General features: G+C 66.7%; 14 protein-coding genes and 2 tRNA genes. 7 read left to right on the plus strand and 9 right to left on the minus strand.

All coding sequences use genetic code 11. The features are described 5' to 3' along the window. Positions 1-11: 11 nt before the first annotated feature. Complete coding sequence (locus A5775_RS17170) at positions 12-1,055, minus strand: NAD(P)H-dependent glycerol-3-phosphate dehydrogenase (protein ID WP_067254939.1); 1,044 nt, start codon at positions 1,053-1,055, stop codon at positions 12-14. Positions 1,056-1,188: 133 nt separating this feature from the next. Here A5775_RS17170 and cofC point away from each other — a divergent pair, with 133 nt between their 5' ends. From cofC to A5775_RS17185, 3 genes are all read left to right on the plus strand, one after another. Then, positions 1,189-1,860, plus strand: coding sequence for a 2-phospho-L-lactate guanylyltransferase (cofC, locus tag A5775_RS17175; RefSeq protein WP_067254942.1), 672 nt, complete (start codon positions 1,189-1,191; stop codon positions 1,858-1,860). 131 nt (positions 1,861-1,991) lie between these two features. After that, a complete protein-coding gene (locus A5775_RS17180; protein WP_067254944.1) occupies positions 1,992-4,205 on the plus strand; it encodes an RNA degradosome polyphosphate kinase in 2,214 nt (737 codons plus the stop codon). A gap of 84 nt (positions 4,206-4,289) precedes the next feature. After that, the gene (locus A5775_RS17185) at positions 4,290-5,237 is read left to right on the plus strand and encodes an NUDIX hydrolase (protein WP_067254949.1); all 948 of its coding nucleotides are present in this window, start codon (positions 4,290-4,292) and stop codon (positions 5,235-5,237) included. Between the two features lie 119 nt (positions 5,238-5,356). Here the strand turns inward: A5775_RS17185 and A5775_RS17190 are convergent, their stop codons facing one another. From A5775_RS17190 to leuC, 3 genes are all read right to left on the minus strand, one after another. Next, positions 5,357-6,007 (minus strand): HU family DNA-binding protein, encoded by a 651-nt coding sequence (locus A5775_RS17190; protein WP_067254952.1) that lies wholly within the window; start codon positions 6,005-6,007, stop codon positions 5,357-5,359. A gap of 210 nt (positions 6,008-6,217) precedes the next feature. Continuing rightward, a complete protein-coding gene (leuD, locus tag A5775_RS17195) occupies positions 6,218-6,814 on the minus strand; it encodes a 3-isopropylmalate dehydratase small subunit (protein WP_008259008.1) in 597 nt (198 codons plus the stop codon). A 26-nt stretch (positions 6,815-6,840) separates the two neighbouring features. Further along, positions 6,841-8,283, minus strand: a complete 1,443-nt coding sequence (gene leuC / locus A5775_RS17200) for a 3-isopropylmalate dehydratase large subunit (RefSeq protein ID WP_067254955.1) — start codon at positions 8,281-8,283, stop codon at positions 6,841-6,843. 85 nt (positions 8,284-8,368) lie between these two features. On the opposite strand from leuC, the gene A5775_RS17205 reads away from it, so the two are divergent. Both A5775_RS17205 and A5775_RS17210 read left to right on the plus strand, forming a co-directional pair. Then, positions 8,369-9,070, plus strand: coding sequence for an IclR family transcriptional regulator (locus A5775_RS17205; protein ID WP_067254957.1), 702 nt, complete (start codon positions 8,369-8,371; stop codon positions 9,068-9,070). Between the two features lie 56 nt (positions 9,071-9,126). After that, on the plus strand, positions 9,127-9,639 hold the full coding sequence (locus tag A5775_RS17210) for a pyridoxamine 5'-phosphate oxidase family protein (RefSeq protein WP_067254960.1): 513 nt from the start codon (positions 9,127-9,129) through the stop codon (positions 9,637-9,639). 16 nt (positions 9,640-9,655) lie between these two features. On the opposite strand, the gene A5775_RS17215 is transcribed toward A5775_RS17210, so the two are convergent. From A5775_RS17215 to A5775_RS17230, 4 genes are all read right to left on the minus strand, one after another. Next, positions 9,656-9,728: transfer RNA gene (locus tag A5775_RS17215), tRNA-Glu, on the minus strand. Between the two features lie 73 nt (positions 9,729-9,801). Continuing rightward, positions 9,802-9,873: transfer RNA gene (locus A5775_RS17220), tRNA-Gln, on the minus strand. Between the two features lie 146 nt (positions 9,874-10,019). Continuing rightward, positions 10,020-11,486, minus strand: a complete 1,467-nt coding sequence (gene gltX, locus A5775_RS17225) for a glutamate--tRNA ligase (RefSeq protein ID WP_082953061.1) — start codon at positions 11,484-11,486, stop codon at positions 10,020-10,022. After that, positions 11,483-12,289 carry a fumarylacetoacetate hydrolase family protein gene (locus tag A5775_RS17230; protein ID WP_067254967.1) on the minus strand — a complete coding sequence of 269 codons (807 nt, stop codon included), beginning with the start codon at positions 12,287-12,289 and terminating at the stop codon, positions 11,483-11,485. Before A5775_RS17230 ends, gltX begins: the two co-directional genes overlap by 4 nt. A gap of 230 nt (positions 12,290-12,519) precedes the next feature. On the opposite strand from A5775_RS17230, the gene A5775_RS17235 reads away from it, so the two are divergent. Continuing rightward, the gene (locus tag A5775_RS17235; RefSeq protein WP_067254969.1) at positions 12,520-13,842 is read left to right on the plus strand and encodes an MFS transporter; all 1,323 of its coding nucleotides are present in this window, start codon (positions 12,520-12,522) and stop codon (positions 13,840-13,842) included. Beyond that, complete coding sequence (locus A5775_RS17240; RefSeq protein WP_197512664.1) at positions 13,843-15,033, plus strand: MFS transporter; 1,191 nt, start codon at positions 13,843-13,845, stop codon at positions 15,031-15,033. It begins immediately after the preceding gene. Here the strand turns inward: A5775_RS17240 and A5775_RS17245 are convergent. Then, positions 15,030-16,040 carry a 3-isopropylmalate dehydrogenase gene (locus A5775_RS17245; protein ID WP_067254976.1) on the minus strand — a complete coding sequence of 337 codons (1,011 nt, stop codon included), beginning with the start codon at positions 16,038-16,040 and terminating at the stop codon, positions 15,030-15,032. The two genes, A5775_RS17240 and A5775_RS17245, sit on opposite strands and share 4 nt — an antisense overlap. Positions 16,041-16,048 lie beyond the last annotated feature (8 nt).

Below are 16,048 nucleotides of genomic sequence, written 5' to 3' on the forward strand. Positions count from 1 at the left end.
TAAGTGGCGACTCATTCGGGCTTGGTGCGGCGGCCCAGCAGCAGCGCCATCGCCTCGTCGACCGACAGTCCCCTGTGGCAGACCCGGTGCACGGCGTCGGTCAGCGGCATTTCGACGTCGTAACTGGCCGCCAGCGCCAGCACCGACTCGCAGGACGTCACGCCCTCCACGACGTGGCCGTCGCCGCCGTCGGGCGTGCCGGAAAGCACCGACTCGATGGGTGCTCCGCGCCCGAGCCGTTCACCGAACGACCGGTTGCGCGAGTGCGGCGAGCTGCAGGTGGCCACCAGGTCGCCCACCCCGGCCAGCCCGGCCAGCGTCGCGCCCTTGGCGCCGAGCGCGATCCCCAGCCGCATGATCTCGGCCAGTCCCCGGGTGATGATCGCCGCCGCGGTGTTTTCGCCGAGCCCCACACCGGCGGCCATCCCGCAGGCCAATGCGATCACGTTCTTGCACGCCCCGCCGACCTCGGTGCCGACCACATCGCTGTTGGTGTAGGGACGAAAGTATGCACTGTTCAGCATGCGCTGCAGGGCGACGGCCCGGCCCGAGTCATTGCACGCGACCACGGTCGCGGCCGGCTGGGATGCGGCGATCTCGCTGGCCAGATTCGGTCCCGAGATCACCGCGACCTGGGCCGGGTCGACGCCGGTCACCGAGACGATCACCTGACTCATCCGCATCAGGGTGCCCAGTTCGATGCCCTTGGCCAGGCTGACCAGCGTCGCGCCCTGGCGCAGCAGCGGCGCCCAGCGCTCGAGGTTGCTCCGCATCGTCTGCGCCGGCACGCCGAGCAGCACCGTCGACGCGTCCCGCAGCGCTTCGGCGGCGTCGGCGGTGGCGCGGATGCCCGACGGCAGCGACGTCCCCGGCAGATAGTCCGGGTTAGACCGGGTGGCGTTGATCCGCTCGGCGAGCTCGGGCCTGCGGGCCCACAGCGTGACCTCTGTTTGCGGACCCCCTGCCTCGATGAGCACCTTGGCCAGCGCCGTGCCCCACGCCCCCGCGCCCATGACCGTGACGGCGCCCGTCGACGCGGCATGCGTGCCGGTCATGTGTCACCCCCTGCCGGTGGTCGGTGTTGCTCACGCGGCGCGTGCAGCCGCTACACCCTAGATCAGCGACGGACCAGGCGTCACGCGCGCCAGCGTGTCCCCGCGCGCGGCGTCGCTGGCAGGATGACATCTCATGAGCGGCATACGAGCCGACGGCGCACACAGCGGCGCGGGCAATGCGGGCGATGTCGCGTTGATCATCGCGGTCAAGAGGTTGGCCGCGGCCAAGACCCGACTGGCGCCGGTTTTCTCGGCGCGCACTCGCGAGAGCGTGGTGCTGGCCATGTTGATGGACACCCTGGGCGCCGCGAGCCGCGTCGGTTCCCTGGGCTCGATCACCGTGATCACCCCCGACGACGCGGCGGCTGCCGCGGCCGCCGAGCTGGGTGCCGATGTGCTGGCCGATCCGACACCCGAGGGCCATCCCGATCCACTGAACAACGCGATCACCACCGCGGAGCGCGCGGTGGGGGCTTCTTTTTCCAATGTCGTTGCGCTGCAAGGAGATCTGCCGGCGCTGCAAACGCAGGAGCTGAGCGAGGCCGTCGCCGCCGCGCGCCAGCACCGGCGCAGCTTCGTCGCCGACCGGCTGGCGACGGGAACCGCGGCGCTCTTCGCGTTCGGGAGCCCGCTCGATCCCCGGTTCGGTTCCGATTCGTCGGCGCGGCACCGCAGTTCGGGTGCCATCGAGCTGACCGGCGCGTGGCCCGGTCTGCGCTGTGACGTCGACACGCCGACCGACCTGGCTGCCGCCCGCCGCCTCGGGGTGGGGGCCGCGACGGCCCGTGCCATCGGCGCGCACTGATTTCGGTCCTGTCCGGAAAGTGAACGTCGGCCCGATGGCGAATGGAAATCCCGCGAGCGCCGGCCCCGATGGTGGCGACCCGCTTCGCCCGGCTCCGCGGTGCTCGCGATCACCACTAGCAGCACCCGCGCGTGATGAGCGATGATCGCAGGGTGACTGAAATCGAAGCTGAGGCGCGACCGGACGAGAATTTGTGGCATCCAGGCGACTCAGCCGTGGCGGCACCCCCGGCTGCGACCCCCACCGCGATGACCGATCTGCCGGAGGAGCGCTACCTCAACCGGGAACTGAGCTGGCTGGACTTCAACGCCCGCGTGCTGGCCCTGGCCGACGACAACTCGTTGCCGCTGCTGGAACGGGCCAAGTTCCTGGCGATCTTCGCCTCCAACCTCGACGAGTTCTACATGGTGCGGGTCGCCGGCCTCAAGCGCCGCGACGAGATGGGCCTTTCGGTGCGCTCGGCCGACGGCTTGACGCCGCGCAAGCAACTGGCCCTCATCGGGGAACAGACCCAGCGGATCGCCACCCGGCACGCGCGGGTGTTCCTCGATTCGGTGCGGCCCGCGCTCGCCGAAGAGGGCATCCACATCGTCACGTGGGCCGATCTCGATCAGGCCGAGCGCGACGAACTCTCGACCTATTTCGCCGAACAGGTCTTTCCCGTCCTGACACCGCTGGCCGTCGACCCCGCGCACCCGTTCCCGTTCGTCAGCGGGCTGAGCCTCAATCTCGCGGTCATGGTGCGGCAGCCCGAGGATGGCGGCCAGCACTTCGCCCGAGTCAAGGTGCCCAACAACGTCGATCGCTTCGTCGAACTCGCCGCCCCCAAGTCGGGCCGGGACACCGCCGCGGGCGAAACACGGTCCATCGCGCGCTATCTGCCGCTCGAAGAACTGATCGCGGCGTTCCTTCCTCTTCTCTTCCCGGGCATGGAAATCGTCGAACATCACGCCTTCCGCATTACCCGCAACGCCGACATGGAGGTCGAAGAGGACCGCGACGAAGACCTGCTGCAGGCGCTGGAACGGGAATTGGCACGCCGGAGGTTCGGTCCGCCGGTGCGACTCGAGATCGCCGACGACATGACCGATGGCATGCTGGAATTGCTGCTGCGCGAGCTCGACGTGCATCCCGGTGACGTCATCGAAGTCCCCGGCCTTCTCGACCTTTCGTCCTTGTGGCAGATCTACGACCTGGACCGCCCGGCGCTGAAGGATCGCGCGTTCGTCCCGGACACCCATCCCGCCTTCGTCGACCGCGAATCTCCCAAGAGCATCTTCGCGACGCTGCGTGAGGGCGACGTGCTGGTGCACCACCCGTACGACTCCTTTTCCACCAGCGTGCAGCGATTCATCCAGCAGGCCGCCGCCGACCCCAATGTGCTGGCGATCAAACAGACGCTGTACCGCACGTCCGGTGATTCGCCGATCGTGCGTGCGCTGATCGAAGCGGCCGAGGCCGGAAAGCAGGCCGTGGCGCTCGTCGAGATCAAGGCGCGCTTCGACGAACAGGCCAACATCCGCTGGGCGCGCGCCCTCGAACAAGCGGGCGTGCACGTGGTTTACGGCCTTGTCGGACTCAAGACGCACTGCAAGACGTGCCTGGTGGTGCGCCGCGAAGGCTCGGCGATCCGGCGGTACTGCCACATCGGGACCGGCAACTACAACAGCAAGACCGCCCGTCTCTATGAGGATGTCGGTCTGCTGACGGCGGCCCCCGACATCGGCGCGGACGTCACCGATCTGTTCAATTCGCTTACCGGCTATTCGCGTAAGGTCTCCTACCGCAATCTGCTGGTGGCGCCGCACGGAATTCGCTCTGGCCTCATCGAACGCGTCGACCGCGAGATCGCCGCGCACCGCGAACCCGGCCCCCAAAACGGGCAGGGCCGAATTCGTCTCAAGATGAATGCGCTGGTGGACGAGCAGGTCATCGACGCGCTGTACCGGGCGTCACAGGCGGGCGTGCGGGTCGAGGTCGTGGTGCGCGGCATCTGCGCGCTGCGCCCTGGTGCCCAGGGCTACTCCGAAAACATCGTTGTGCGCTCGATTCTCGGGCGTTTCCTGGAACACTCGCGGATCATCCATTTCCGCAACATCAACGAATTCTGGATCGGCAGCGCCGACATGATGCACCGCAACCTCGATCGGCGCGTGGAGGTGATGGCTCAGGTCAAGGACCCCAAGCTCACCGCGCAGCTGGATGAATTGTTCGAGTCCGCACTGGATCCGTCCACGCGCTGCTGGGAACTCGGGTCCGACGGGCAGTGGACCGCGTCGCCACAGGAGGGACATACCGTGCGCGACCACCAAGTATCGTTGATGGAGCGGCATCGCAGTCCCTAGGCCTGTGCGGTGATTTCCGGTTGTTTCCGGGCCGCAGCGTGATCCGACGTGCGACTCTGACCGAATTGACCTGCAGGAGTTGAGGTGCCGCCCCCGAACTCGTCTACCGCTCGGCGCTCTGGAAGCCGAATCGTCCATGCCGCCGGAGCGGTCCTGTGGCGACCGGTCAACGCCGACACCGCCGATCCCGGCGTCGAGATCGCTGTCATCCACCGCCCCCGCTATGACGACTGGTCACTGCCCAAAGGCAAAGTGGACCCCGGCGAGACCGCGCCCGTGGCCGCGGTGCGGGAGGTGTGCGAGGAGACCGGTCAGCACGCCGTCCTCGGCAGGCGGCTCAACACGGTGAGCTATCCAATCGAGGGGGGCGTCAAAAAAGTCTTCTACTGGGCCGCGCGCGCCATGGGCGGCGAATTCGTCCCCGGCGACGAGGTCGACCGGTTGCTCTGGTTGCCGGTTGCCGAGGCCATGCGCAAACTTGGCTATCCGCAAGACCGAAAAGTGTTGCGTCGCTTCAACAAAAAGCCGGCTGACACAAGCACAGTGCTGGTCGTCCGGCACGCCACCGCCGGGCGCAAATCGCGCTTCTCCGGCGATGACACCAAGCGGCCGCTGGACAAACGCGGACGTGGGCAGGCCGAGGCGCTGGTTCCGCAGCTGCTGGCGTTCGGCGGCTCGCGGGTGTATGCGGCCGACCGGGTCCGCTGCCACCAGACCGTGGAACCACTCGCCGAGTATCTCGGCTTGGCCGTGCACAACGAGCCCACCCTCACCGAAGAGGCCTACGCCAAGAACGCCAAACGCGCCCGCCACCGGATGCTGGATATCGCCAAGGAGCAAGGCACACCGGTTGTCTGCACGCAGGGCAAGGTGATTCCGGACCTGATCGCGTGGTGGTGTGCTCGCGATGGAGTGCGACCGGACAAATCACGCAACCACAAAGGCAGCACCTGGGTGCTGTCGTTGTCAGGCGGCCGGCTGGTGGCCGCCGACCACATCGGCGCCGCGCTGGCCGCCAACGTACGCGCGTAGCACGATGGCGACGGCCCGCTACGCCCGGCTTCGCCGCGCTTGCGACCGCCGCTAGCACGAAAACCCTCCGGGGGCATCGCTGCCGCCCGAAGGGTATTCGTGTCTAGAACGTGCTCTGCCTAGCGGCGGCCGCGACGTGCGGTCGTCTTCTTGGCAGGAGCCTTGCGGGCCGTCGACTTGCTCGGGGCCTTCTTGGCCGGAGCCTTCTTGGCCGCGGCCTTGCGGGCCGGAGCCTTCTTGGCCGCGGTCTTCTTGGCCGGAGCCTTCTTCGCCGCGGTCTTGCGGGCCGGAGCCTTCTTCACTGCGGCTTTCTTGGCCGGAGCCTTCTTGGCCGCGGCTTTCTTGGCCGGAGCCTTCTTGGCCGCGGCCTTCTTGGCCGGAGCCTTCTTGGCCGCGGCCTTCTTGGCGGGAGACTTCTTGGCCGCGGTCTTCTTGGCGGCAGTGCCGCCTACCACGCCACGCTTGACGGCCGGGCCGTCAGACGGGAGACGCTGTGCGCCAGCCACAACCGCTTTGAATTGGGCACCGGGACGGAACGCGGGGACGGAAGTCGGCTTCACCTTCACCGTCTCACCGGTACGCGGGTTGCGGGCCACACGCGCTGCGCGGCGCCGCTGCTCGAACACACCGAACCCGGTAATCGTGACGCTGTCGCCCTTGTGTACCGCACGCACGATGGTGTCGACAACATTCTCGACCGCTGCGGTCGCCTGCCGACGGTCCGTGTTCAATTTCTGTGTGAGCACATCAATGAGCTCTGCCTTATTCATCAATCCCTCCGACACTAGTGGTCCTCGATTTGAACCAACTAGTGGACACGGTAAACCCTCACCCAGCAAATTTCCAAGAGCCACGCGCAATTTCACGGCAAAGCGTACGGCGATTTCGCAATCCGGTTGCCGCCCTTGACCGGTGGAGGATCTTGAAATCGGCCCGGTTTAGTTAGCCGATCGAGCAGAAATTCGGCTCCGTTCGACCGTTCAGGAAGTGGACAGAGTGCGCGGTTTCCAGTCCGGATAGGCCGCCTCGAAAGACTCGATTTCGTCGAGTTTCCGCAGCGTAAGGGCTATATCGTCAAGGCCTTCGAGCAATCGCCACGCGGTGTGGTCGTCAATCTTGAACGGCAGCACCGTCGTTCCCGCGGTGATATTTCGATCTTGAAGATTGGCAGTGATTTCCAAGCCGGGGCTCTGCTCGATCAGCTTCCAGAGCAGCTCCACCCCGTCTTGGGAAACTTCGGCCGCCAACAGACCGGCCTTGCCGGCGTTGCCCCGGAAAATGTCGCCGAATCGAGACGAGATGACTACTCGGAACCCGTAGTCCATCAGTGCCCACACCGCGTGCTCGCGGGACGAACCCGTCCCGAAATCGGGGCCGGCGACGAGGACCGACCCCCGGTCAAAGGGGCTGAGGTTGAGCACGAATGACGGATCTGACCTCCAGCTCGCGAACAAGCCATCCTCGAAACCGGTTCGGGTGACACGCTTCAAATACACCGCCGGAATGATCTGATCGGTGTCGACGTTCGAGCGCCGCAGCGGCACACCGATACCGGTGTGGGTGTGAAATGCTTCCATGCTCATCCCTTCAGACGTCGAATGCGTCAGCTCAAATCGGCCTGAGCGGACAATGTGCCGCGAACTGCTGTCGCCGCGGCAACGGCCGGAGACACCAAATGCGTGCGGCCGCCTTTCCCCTGGCGCCCTTCGAAGTTGCGGTTGGATGTCGCCGCGCAGCGCTCGCCCGGTGCCAGCTGGTCGGGATTCATCCCCAGGCACATCGAGCAGCCCGCCTGGCGCCATTCGGCGCCGGCAGCGGTGAAAACCTCGCCCAGCCCTTCGGCTTCGGCCTGCGCGCGCACCCGCATGGATCCCGGCACGACGAGCATCCGCACCCCCGGAGCGACCTTGCGGCCGCGCAGAATGTCGGCCACGACCCGCAGATCTTCGATACGACCGTTGGTACAAGAGCCCACGAATACCGCGTCAACGGCGACGTCACGCATCGGCGTACCCGGTCGAAGGTCCATGTATGCCAACGCTTTCTCGGCGGCCTCGCGCTGCCCGTCGTCGGTCATCAGCTCGGGATCGGGAACGGCGGCGGCCAGCGGCACGCCCTGGGCGGGGTTTGTGCCCCACGTCACGAACGGGCTCAGCGACTCCGCGTCGAGGTAGACCTCGGTGTCGAATTCGGCGCCCGGGTCGGTACGCAACTGCTGCCAATAATGCATGGCCGCATCCCATTGCGCCCCTTTCGGGGCGTGCGGGCGGTCGCGCAGGAACTCGTAAGTGATTTCGTCGGGAGCCACCATCCCCGCTCGGGCACCGGCTTCGATGCTCATGTTGCAGACCGTCATCCGTCCTTCCATCGACAGCGATTCGATGGCGCTGCCGCGGTATTCGATGACGTGCCCCTGCCCGCCGCCGGTGCCGATCTTGGCGATCAGCGCGAGGATGATGTCCTTGGACGTCACGCCCGGGGGCAACGGCCCATCGACATTGACCGCCATCGTCTTGAACGGCCGCAGCGGCAACGTCTGAGTCGCCAGCACGTGCTCGACCTCCGAGGTGCCAATTCCCATGGCCAGCGCGCCGAATGCGCCGTGCGTCGAGGTGTGACTGTCCCCACAGACGATGGTCATGCCCGGCTGGGTGAGACCCAGCTGCGGGCCGACGACGTGGACGATGCCCTGCTCGAGGTTGCCCATTGGATATAGCCGCACACCGAATTCGGCACAATTTCGCCGCAATGTCTCGACCTGCGTGCGTGACACGGGGTCGGCGATCGGCTTGTCGATGTCGATGGTCGGGACGTTGTGGTCCTCGGTGGCCAGCGTCAAATCGGGGCGCCGCACCGGCCGGCCGGCCAGGCGCAGGCCGTCAAACGCCTGCGGGCTGGTGACTTCATGCACCAGGTGCAAATCGATGTAGATCAAGTCAGGTGCCGCCGCCTGCCCCGAGGCACCCCCGGACACCACAACATGGTCGGCCCAGACTTTTTCGGCCAGAGTGCGCGGCTTGGCGACCGCCTCTGTGTCGATCCCCATATCGAACTCGCCTCAATTCGCGTCATCTGCGGCTCGCTGATCATTCGGGCTGTGATCTCAGAATACGAGACGCTAGTATGTCCTTGTGAGACAGCATAGCGGTATCGGCGTCCTGGACAAAGCCGTGGGTGTCCTGCACACCGTCGCCCAATCCCCCTGTGGGTTAGCCGAACTGTGTGAACGGACCGCACTGCCCCGAGCCACCGCATACCGGTTGGCGGCCGCCCTCGAAGTCCATCGCCTGCTGGCGCGCGATGACGAAGGGCGCTGGCGGCTCGGCCCGGCCGTTACCGAACTCGCGGCCCACGTCAACGATCCGCTGCTGGCGGCCGGCAGCGCGGTGCTGCCCCTGTTACGCGAGACCACCGGCGAAAGCGTGCAGCTGTACCGCCGGGAGGGCACCGACCGGGTCTGTGTGGCCGCCCTGGAACCCGCTGCGGGCCTTCGCGATACGGTTCCGGTCGGGGCGCGGCTGCCGATGACGGCCGGATCGGGCGCCAAAGTGCTACTGGCCCATAGCGACGCGGCCACCCAGAAGGCGGTGCTGGCGACCGCGAAATTCACCGAGCGAACGCTGGCCGAAGTGCGCCGGCGTGGCTGGGCCCAAAGCGTGGCCGAGCGTGAGCCAGGAGTGGCGAGTGTGTCCGCGCCGGTGCGCGACAGCCGCGGCGCCGTCGTCGCGGCCATCTCGGTGTCGGGCCCGATTGATCGGATCGGCCGGCGGCCCGGAGCGCGTTGGGCCGCCGATCTTCTGTCCGCCGCCGACGCACTCGCCCGTCGGCTCTAGTTCCTGGGCGGGGTGTTGCAGCAAGGCGCGGCAACGGGCCTGACAGACTGACCGGCATGGGAACCAATCAGCGCGCGAGCATCGTCATGTCGGAAGACGAGATCGCGGATTTCGTGGTCAAGAGCCGAACCGGAACGCTGGCCACCATCGGCCCCGACGGGCATCCTCATCTGACCGCCATGTGGTACGCCGTGGTCGACGGCGAGATCTGGCTGGAGACCAAGGCCAAGTCGCAGAAGGCCGTCAACCTCAAGCGGGACCCGCGGGTGAGCTTCCTGATCGAGGACGGCCACACCTACGACACGCTTCGCGGGGTGTCCTTCGAAGGGGTCGCGGAGATCGTGGACGATCCCGACGTCGCACACCGGGTGGGGGTCAGCGTTTGGGAGCGCTACACCGGCCCTTACACCGACGACATGTTGCCCTTCGTCGAGCAGATGATGAACAAGCGGGTCTGCGTTCGCATCGTGGCCCGCCGGGCTCGTTCGTGGGATCACCGCAAACTCGGCTTGACGCACATGCCGGTGGGCGGATCGACAGCGCCGACCGTCCTGGGGACCGACCAGTAACTGCGGTTTTAGTTTGTAGCCCCGATGGGATTCGAACCCACGCTACCGCCGTGAGAGGGCGGCGTCCTAGGCCGCTAGACGACGGGGCCAGACACGATCCGAGCAGTCAGCATAGCTCACCGCGCTAGGCCCACCTAATCGCTTGAGGCGGCGAGAGTTTTGCTGGGGTACCAGGACTCGAACCTAGAATGGCTGAACCAGAATCAGCTGTGTTGCCAATTACACCATACCCCATTGGCTGCCTAAAACTGCTGGTCAGCGTCGATTGCGGGCCTTTACAAGCTCTTTGGGGACCGCCGCTGCCAGTCGTTGTCGGCGTTGGTAAACCGCAGTGCAGACTACCAAAGTCTGGCGGGGCAGTCCGCACACGTGGTCTTGCACTAGCCGGCCGTCGCGCGCGCCGCCCGCAGCCGCTGCACGCTGCGGTCCCGGCCCAGCAGCTCCAGCGACTCGAACAACGGCGGGCTGATTGTCGTCCCGGTGGCCCCCACCCGGATCGGACCGAACGCCTTGCGCGGTTTGAGGCCCAGCTTGTCGATCAGCGCGGCCTTGAGGGCGGCCTCGATCTGGGGCGCCGTCCAGTCCGCGACGCCGTCCAGCGCGGCCAGCGCCGCGTCGAGCACCGTCGCCCCGTCCGGTCGCAGCTCCTTGGCGGCGGCCTTGGGGTCGATCGCGTACTCGTCGTCGTTGAGGAACTTCAGCAGGTCCCAGGCGTCACCGAGCACCACGATCCGGGTCTGCACCAAATCGGCGGCGGTGGCGAATCTGGCGTCATCCAATTCGAGGCGATGACCGTGGACGCCGAAATAGTCGCGCAGTCGGGTGGTGAAGTCCTCGACGGTCAGCATCCGAATGTGCTCGGCGTTGAGCGCATCGGCCTTCTTCTGGTCGAAGCGGGCCGGATTGGAGTTGACGTCGACCACGTCGAACGCGGCCACCATCTCCTCGAGGCTGAACACATCGTGGTCGTCGGCGATAGCCCAGCCCAACAACGCCAGGTAATTGAGCAGCCCTTCGGGGATGAAGCCGCGGTCACGGTGGGCGAACAGATTCGACTGCGGGTCACGCTTGGACAGCTTTTTGGTGCCCTCGCCCAATACCGTTGGAAGGTGCGCGAACTGCGGAACGCGCTCGGCGACACCGATCCGGATCAGGGCCTGATACAGCGCGAGCTGGCGCGGTGTCGACGGCAGCAGGTCTTCGCCGCGCAGCACATGGGTGATCTTCATCAGCGCGTCGTCACAGGGGTTGACCAAGGTGTACAACGGATCTCCGTTGGCGCGGGTCAACGCGAAGTCGGGCACGGACCCGGCCGTGAAGGTGGTGGTGCCGCGCACCAGATCGTCCCAGCCGAGATCGTGGTCGGGCATCCGCAGTCGCACCACCGGCTGACGGCCCTCCGCGAGGAACGCGGCGCGCTGGGAGTCGGTCAGCTGCCGGTCGAAATTGTCGTATCCCAGCTTGGGATTACGCCCCGCGGCCACGTGGCGCGCCTCGACCTCCTCCGGCGTCGAGAAGGCGTAGTAGGCCTCGCCCGCCTCGACCAGCTTGGCCACCACGTCGCGGTAGATCTCGCTGCGTTGTGACTGGCGGTACGGTTCGTAGGGCCCGCCCACCTCGGGCCCCTCGTCCCAGTCCAGGCCGAGCCAGCGCAGCGCGTCCAGCAGCGCCAGATAGCTTTCCTCGCTGTCGCGCTGCGCGTCGGTGTCCTCGATGCGAAAGACGAAGGTGCCGCCGGTGTGTCGGGCGTAGGCCCAGTTGAACAGGGCGGTGCGGACCATTCCGACGTGCGGAGTGCCGGTGGGCGACGGGCAGAATCGGACGCGGACTTTGGCTGGTGCAGTCACGATTTTCCTTTGCGGACCACGGGATTGGTGAGGGTGCCGATGCCCTCGATGGTGATGGACACGGTGTCGCCGTCCTCGATGGGACCGACGCCCGCCGGGGTTCCGGTGAGGATGATATCGCCGGGCAGCAAGGTCATCACTGCCGAAATGAACTCGACGATCGAGCCGATGTCGTGGATCAGCAACGACGTGCGGCTGCGTTGCTTGACGTCACCGTTGACCTCGGTGCGCAATTCGAGATCGCCCGGGTCCAGCGGCTTGAGGTCGGTGACGATCCACGGCCCGACCGGGCAGAAGGTGTCATGCCCCTTGGCCCTGGTCCATTGGCCGTCGGATTTTTGTTGATCGCGCGCCGACACGTCGTTGCCGACGGTGTAGCCGAGGATGTTCTCCACCGCCTGAGCGGCCGAGATGTCCTTGCAGGGCCGGCCGATCACCACCGCCAGCTCACCCTCGAAATGCACCGGTGATGCGTTGGCCGGCAAGCGAATCGGTACGTTGGGCCCGATGATGGCGGTATTCGGCTTGAGAAATATCACCGGCTCCGCCGGCGCGGGGCCCGTCATGTCTTTCATCTCGGCGATGTGATCGGCGTAGTTCTTCCCGACGCACACCACCTTGCTGGCGAGTATCGGGGCGAGCAGCCGGACATCGGCCAACGGCCAGGACCGGCCGGTGAAGTTCGGCGTGCCGAACGGATGCTCGGCGATCTCACGGGCGATCATCTCGGCTGGGTCGTCGAGTGGGCCTTCGATACTGACGAAGGCGACACCGTCCGGGCTGGCGATTCGACCAAGGCGCATTTGGTTGAGCCTAGTGACGGCCGCGAGCGCGGCGTAGCCGGGCGTGGCGGGCCGTCACGCTCCACCCCCGTGACGGTCGCGAGCGCGGCGTAGCCGGGCGTGGCGGGCCGTCACGCTCCAACCCCCTCTGGCGACGATTCGGGCCGGGACGGCCCGAAGAGGAGGCTTCGATATCCAGCAACGGCACAGGTCCTGCCACTAAATTTCCCGGCGGTATGCGAGCATGGGGGATGCAGACCGACTCGACCGCAACGCCCGAAATCGGGGCGGGCGCGCGTTGGTCGATCATGATCGTTTCGCTGCTGGCAACGGCGAGTTCGTTCCTCTTCATCAACGGCGTCGCGTTTTTGATCCCGTCGCTGAGAGCCTCGCGCGGAATCCGGCTGGACGAAGCGGCGCTGCTGGCCTCGATGCCGAGCTGGGGCATGGTGGTGACGCTTTTGATGTGGGGTTATGTGCTGGACCGGGTGGGCGAACGGGTGGTGATGGCCACAGGCTCGGCGCTGACCGCAGCAGCGGCCTACGCCGCGGCATCCGCGGATTCAATGGTGCTGATTTCCGTGTATCTGTTTCTCGGCGGCATGGCCGCCGCCAGTTGCAACACCGCTGGCGGGCGACTGGTGTCCGCCTGGTTTCCGCCGCATCAGCGCGGCCTGGCAATGGGTATCCGCCAGACCGCGCAGCCCTTGGGAATCGCCTTGGGCGCGATGGTAATCCCCGAACTCGCCGAGCACGGACCGCAGCACGGCCTCAGGTTCACCGCGCTGGCATGCGCGGTCGGGGCGATAGCGAGCGTGGTCGGAATCGTCGACCCGCCGCGGAAACCGCGCGCGAGCGCGAGCCATCAAGAGCTCGCCAGCCCGTATCGAAAGTCGTTCACGCTATGGCGGATTCACGCAGTGGCGGGCCTGATGATGATGCCCCAAACGGTGACGGTGACGTTCATGCTGGTGTGGCTGATCAGAAATCTGCATTGGTCAGTTGCGGGCGCCGGCGCATTGGTCACGCTGGCCCAGCTGCTGGGCGCGCTCGGCCGGGTTGCCGTGGGCCGCTTGTCCGATCGGGTCGGCTCACGGATGCGACCCGTCCGCTACATCGCGGCGGTCGCGGTGTTGACGCTTCTCCTGCTGGCGTGGGCCGACTACATGAATTCGCGGTGGCAGGCGGGACTGATGGTGGTCGTCGCGGTGATCGCCGTCCTCGACAACGGGCTGGAGGCCACTGCCATCACGGAATTCGCAGGGCCGTACTGGAGCGGACGCGCCCTGGGCATTCAGAACACCACCCAGCGCATGATGGCGGCCGCCGGCCCCCCGTTGTTCGGTGCCTTGATCTCGGCCGCGAAATATCCACCGGCATGGATGTTGTGCGCTTTGTTCCCGTTGGCGGCGGTGCCGCTGGTGCCGACGCGGTTGCTTCCGCCCGGTTTGGAGACGCGGGCCCGGCGGCAAACCGTTCGTCGAGTTCGTTGGTGGCGGGCCGTTCGATCCCACGGATTGCCCAACAAGGCGGAGCGAGGTTTGCCGCAACGATCCGGTGAGAACTATCAATAGGTGCGGACGACATCGACGCGACGATGGTTGATGCTGGGAACGGGGCTGATCGCGACGCTGAGCGCGACAGTCTTGATCAACGGCATCGCCTTTCTGATCCCGGCCCTCAACGACGTACGCGGCATCAACCTGGCCGAAGCGGCGCTGCTCTCAGCCATGCCCAGCTTCGGCATGGTGGTCACGCTGATCGCCTGGGGATACATACTCGACATCGTCGGTGAGCGAATCGTGCTCACGGCGGGCTTAGCCCTCACCGCGACGGCAGCACTTGCCGCGGCGGCCGTGCCCGAATCCATGCTGATGGAAGGGGCGGCCCTGTTCGGTGGCGGCATGGCCGCGGCGAGCGCCAATACCGCCAGCGGCCGGCTGGTAACCGGGTGGTTTCCCGCGCAGCAGCGCGGCCTGGCGATGGGGATTCGACAGACGGCACAACCGCTGGGAATCGCGTTGGCCGCCTTGGTACTTCCCGAGCTCGGCGAACGCAGCATCTCGGTTGCGATGTTGTTCCCGGCGACGGTGTGCGCGGTGTCGGCGGTGCTCTGCGCCGTTTGGGTGCGCGACCCCGCACGCCCCGAACGGTCGAGTGCCGACAAGAGTGAGTTGGCCAGCCCGTACCGCGGTACGGCGGTGCTGTGGCGAATTCACTTCGCGTCGGCGCTTCTGATGGTGCCGCAGACCGTGGTCTTGACGTTCATGCTGGTCTGGTTGATGAAGAGCCAGCATTGGTCGATCGGCACGGCCGGCATCTTGGTGAGCTTCTCGCAACTGTTGAGCGCACTGGGTCGCATCGCCGTCGGCAGATGGTCCGACCGCCTGGGATCGCGAATGCGCCCGATCCGCATCATCGCGGTGGCCGCCGCCGCGGTGATGATGTTGCTGGCGATCGCCGATCACGCGCACTCGACATTGGCGGTGACGCTGATGGTCACCGCGTCGGTAATCACCGTGCTGGACAATGGTTTGGCGTTCACCGCCATTCCGGAAGTGGCCGGGCGCTTTTGGAGCGGGCGCGCGATGGGCGCTCAGAACACCAGCCAGCGGCTCACAGCCGCGGTCGGGCCGCCGGTATTCGGCGAGGTGATCGACGCGACCGGGTACCCGCTGGCCTTCGCGGTGTGCGGGCTGTTTGCGCTGCTGGCCTTGCCGGTGGTGCCGTCGGAGGCGCGCTCGCGCGTCGCCACCGGAGGCTAGAGGCCGCCGGCAATCCGTTCGCCGACTTCGCGGGTGGCGAGCCGTTCGTTGCCGCGGGTTGCCAGGTGCCGCTCCACGGCCCGATCCACCCGGGCGGCGGCGGCGTCCTCGCCGAGATGGGCGAGCAGCAACGCCACCGACATGATCGCCGCCGTCGGATCGGCGATGCCCTGCCCGGCGATGTCGGGCGCGCTGCCGTGGACGGGCTCGAACATCGAGGGATTGGTCCGGGTGGCGTCGATATTTCCACTGGCGGCCAAGCCAATTCCGCCACATACCGCCGCCGACAGGTCGGTGATGATGTCGCCGAACAGGTTGTCGGTGACGATCACGTCGAAGCGCCCTGGGTCGGTGACCATGAAGATGGTGGCCGCGTCGATGTGTTGATACGCCACCTCGACGTCGGGATAGTCCCGACCGACCTCGGCCACGATGCGCGACCACAACCTGCCGGCGAACGTCAGCACGTTGGTTTTGTGCACCAGGGTCAAGTGCTTTCGGCGCCGCTGCGCGCGCTCGAACGCGTCGGCGACGACGCGGCGCACACCGAAGGCGGTGTTCTGGCTTACCTCGGTGGCGACCTCGTTGGGCGTACCGACCCGGATGGCGCCGCCGGTGCCGGTGTAGGGACCTTCGGTTCCCTCGCGCACCACCACGAAATCGATGTCAGGGTTGCCGGCCAGCGGGCTGTTGACGCCCGGATACAGCCGCCCGGGCCGCAGGTTGACGTGATGATCGAGCTCGAAACGCAAGCGCAGCAACAAACCTCGCTCCAGCACGCCGCTGGGCACCGACGGGTCACCGATGGCACCGAGCAGGATGGCATCGTGTGCGCGCAGCTCGTCGATCGCCGAGTCTGGCAGTAGCTCACCGGTGGCGTGGTAGCGCCGCGCACCCAGGTCGTAGCTGGTCTTCTCCACCCCGGGCAGCACCGCGTCCAGGATCTTGATGGCCTCGGACACGACCTCCGGCCCGATACCGTCGCCCTCGATCACCGCCAGCTTCATCGGCGCCG

Origin of the sequence: Mycobacterium sp. 852002-10029_SCH5224772, from assembly GCF_001667315.1 — a bacterium.
Lineage (GTDB): Bacteria > Actinomycetota > Actinomycetes > Mycobacteriales > Mycobacteriaceae > Mycobacterium.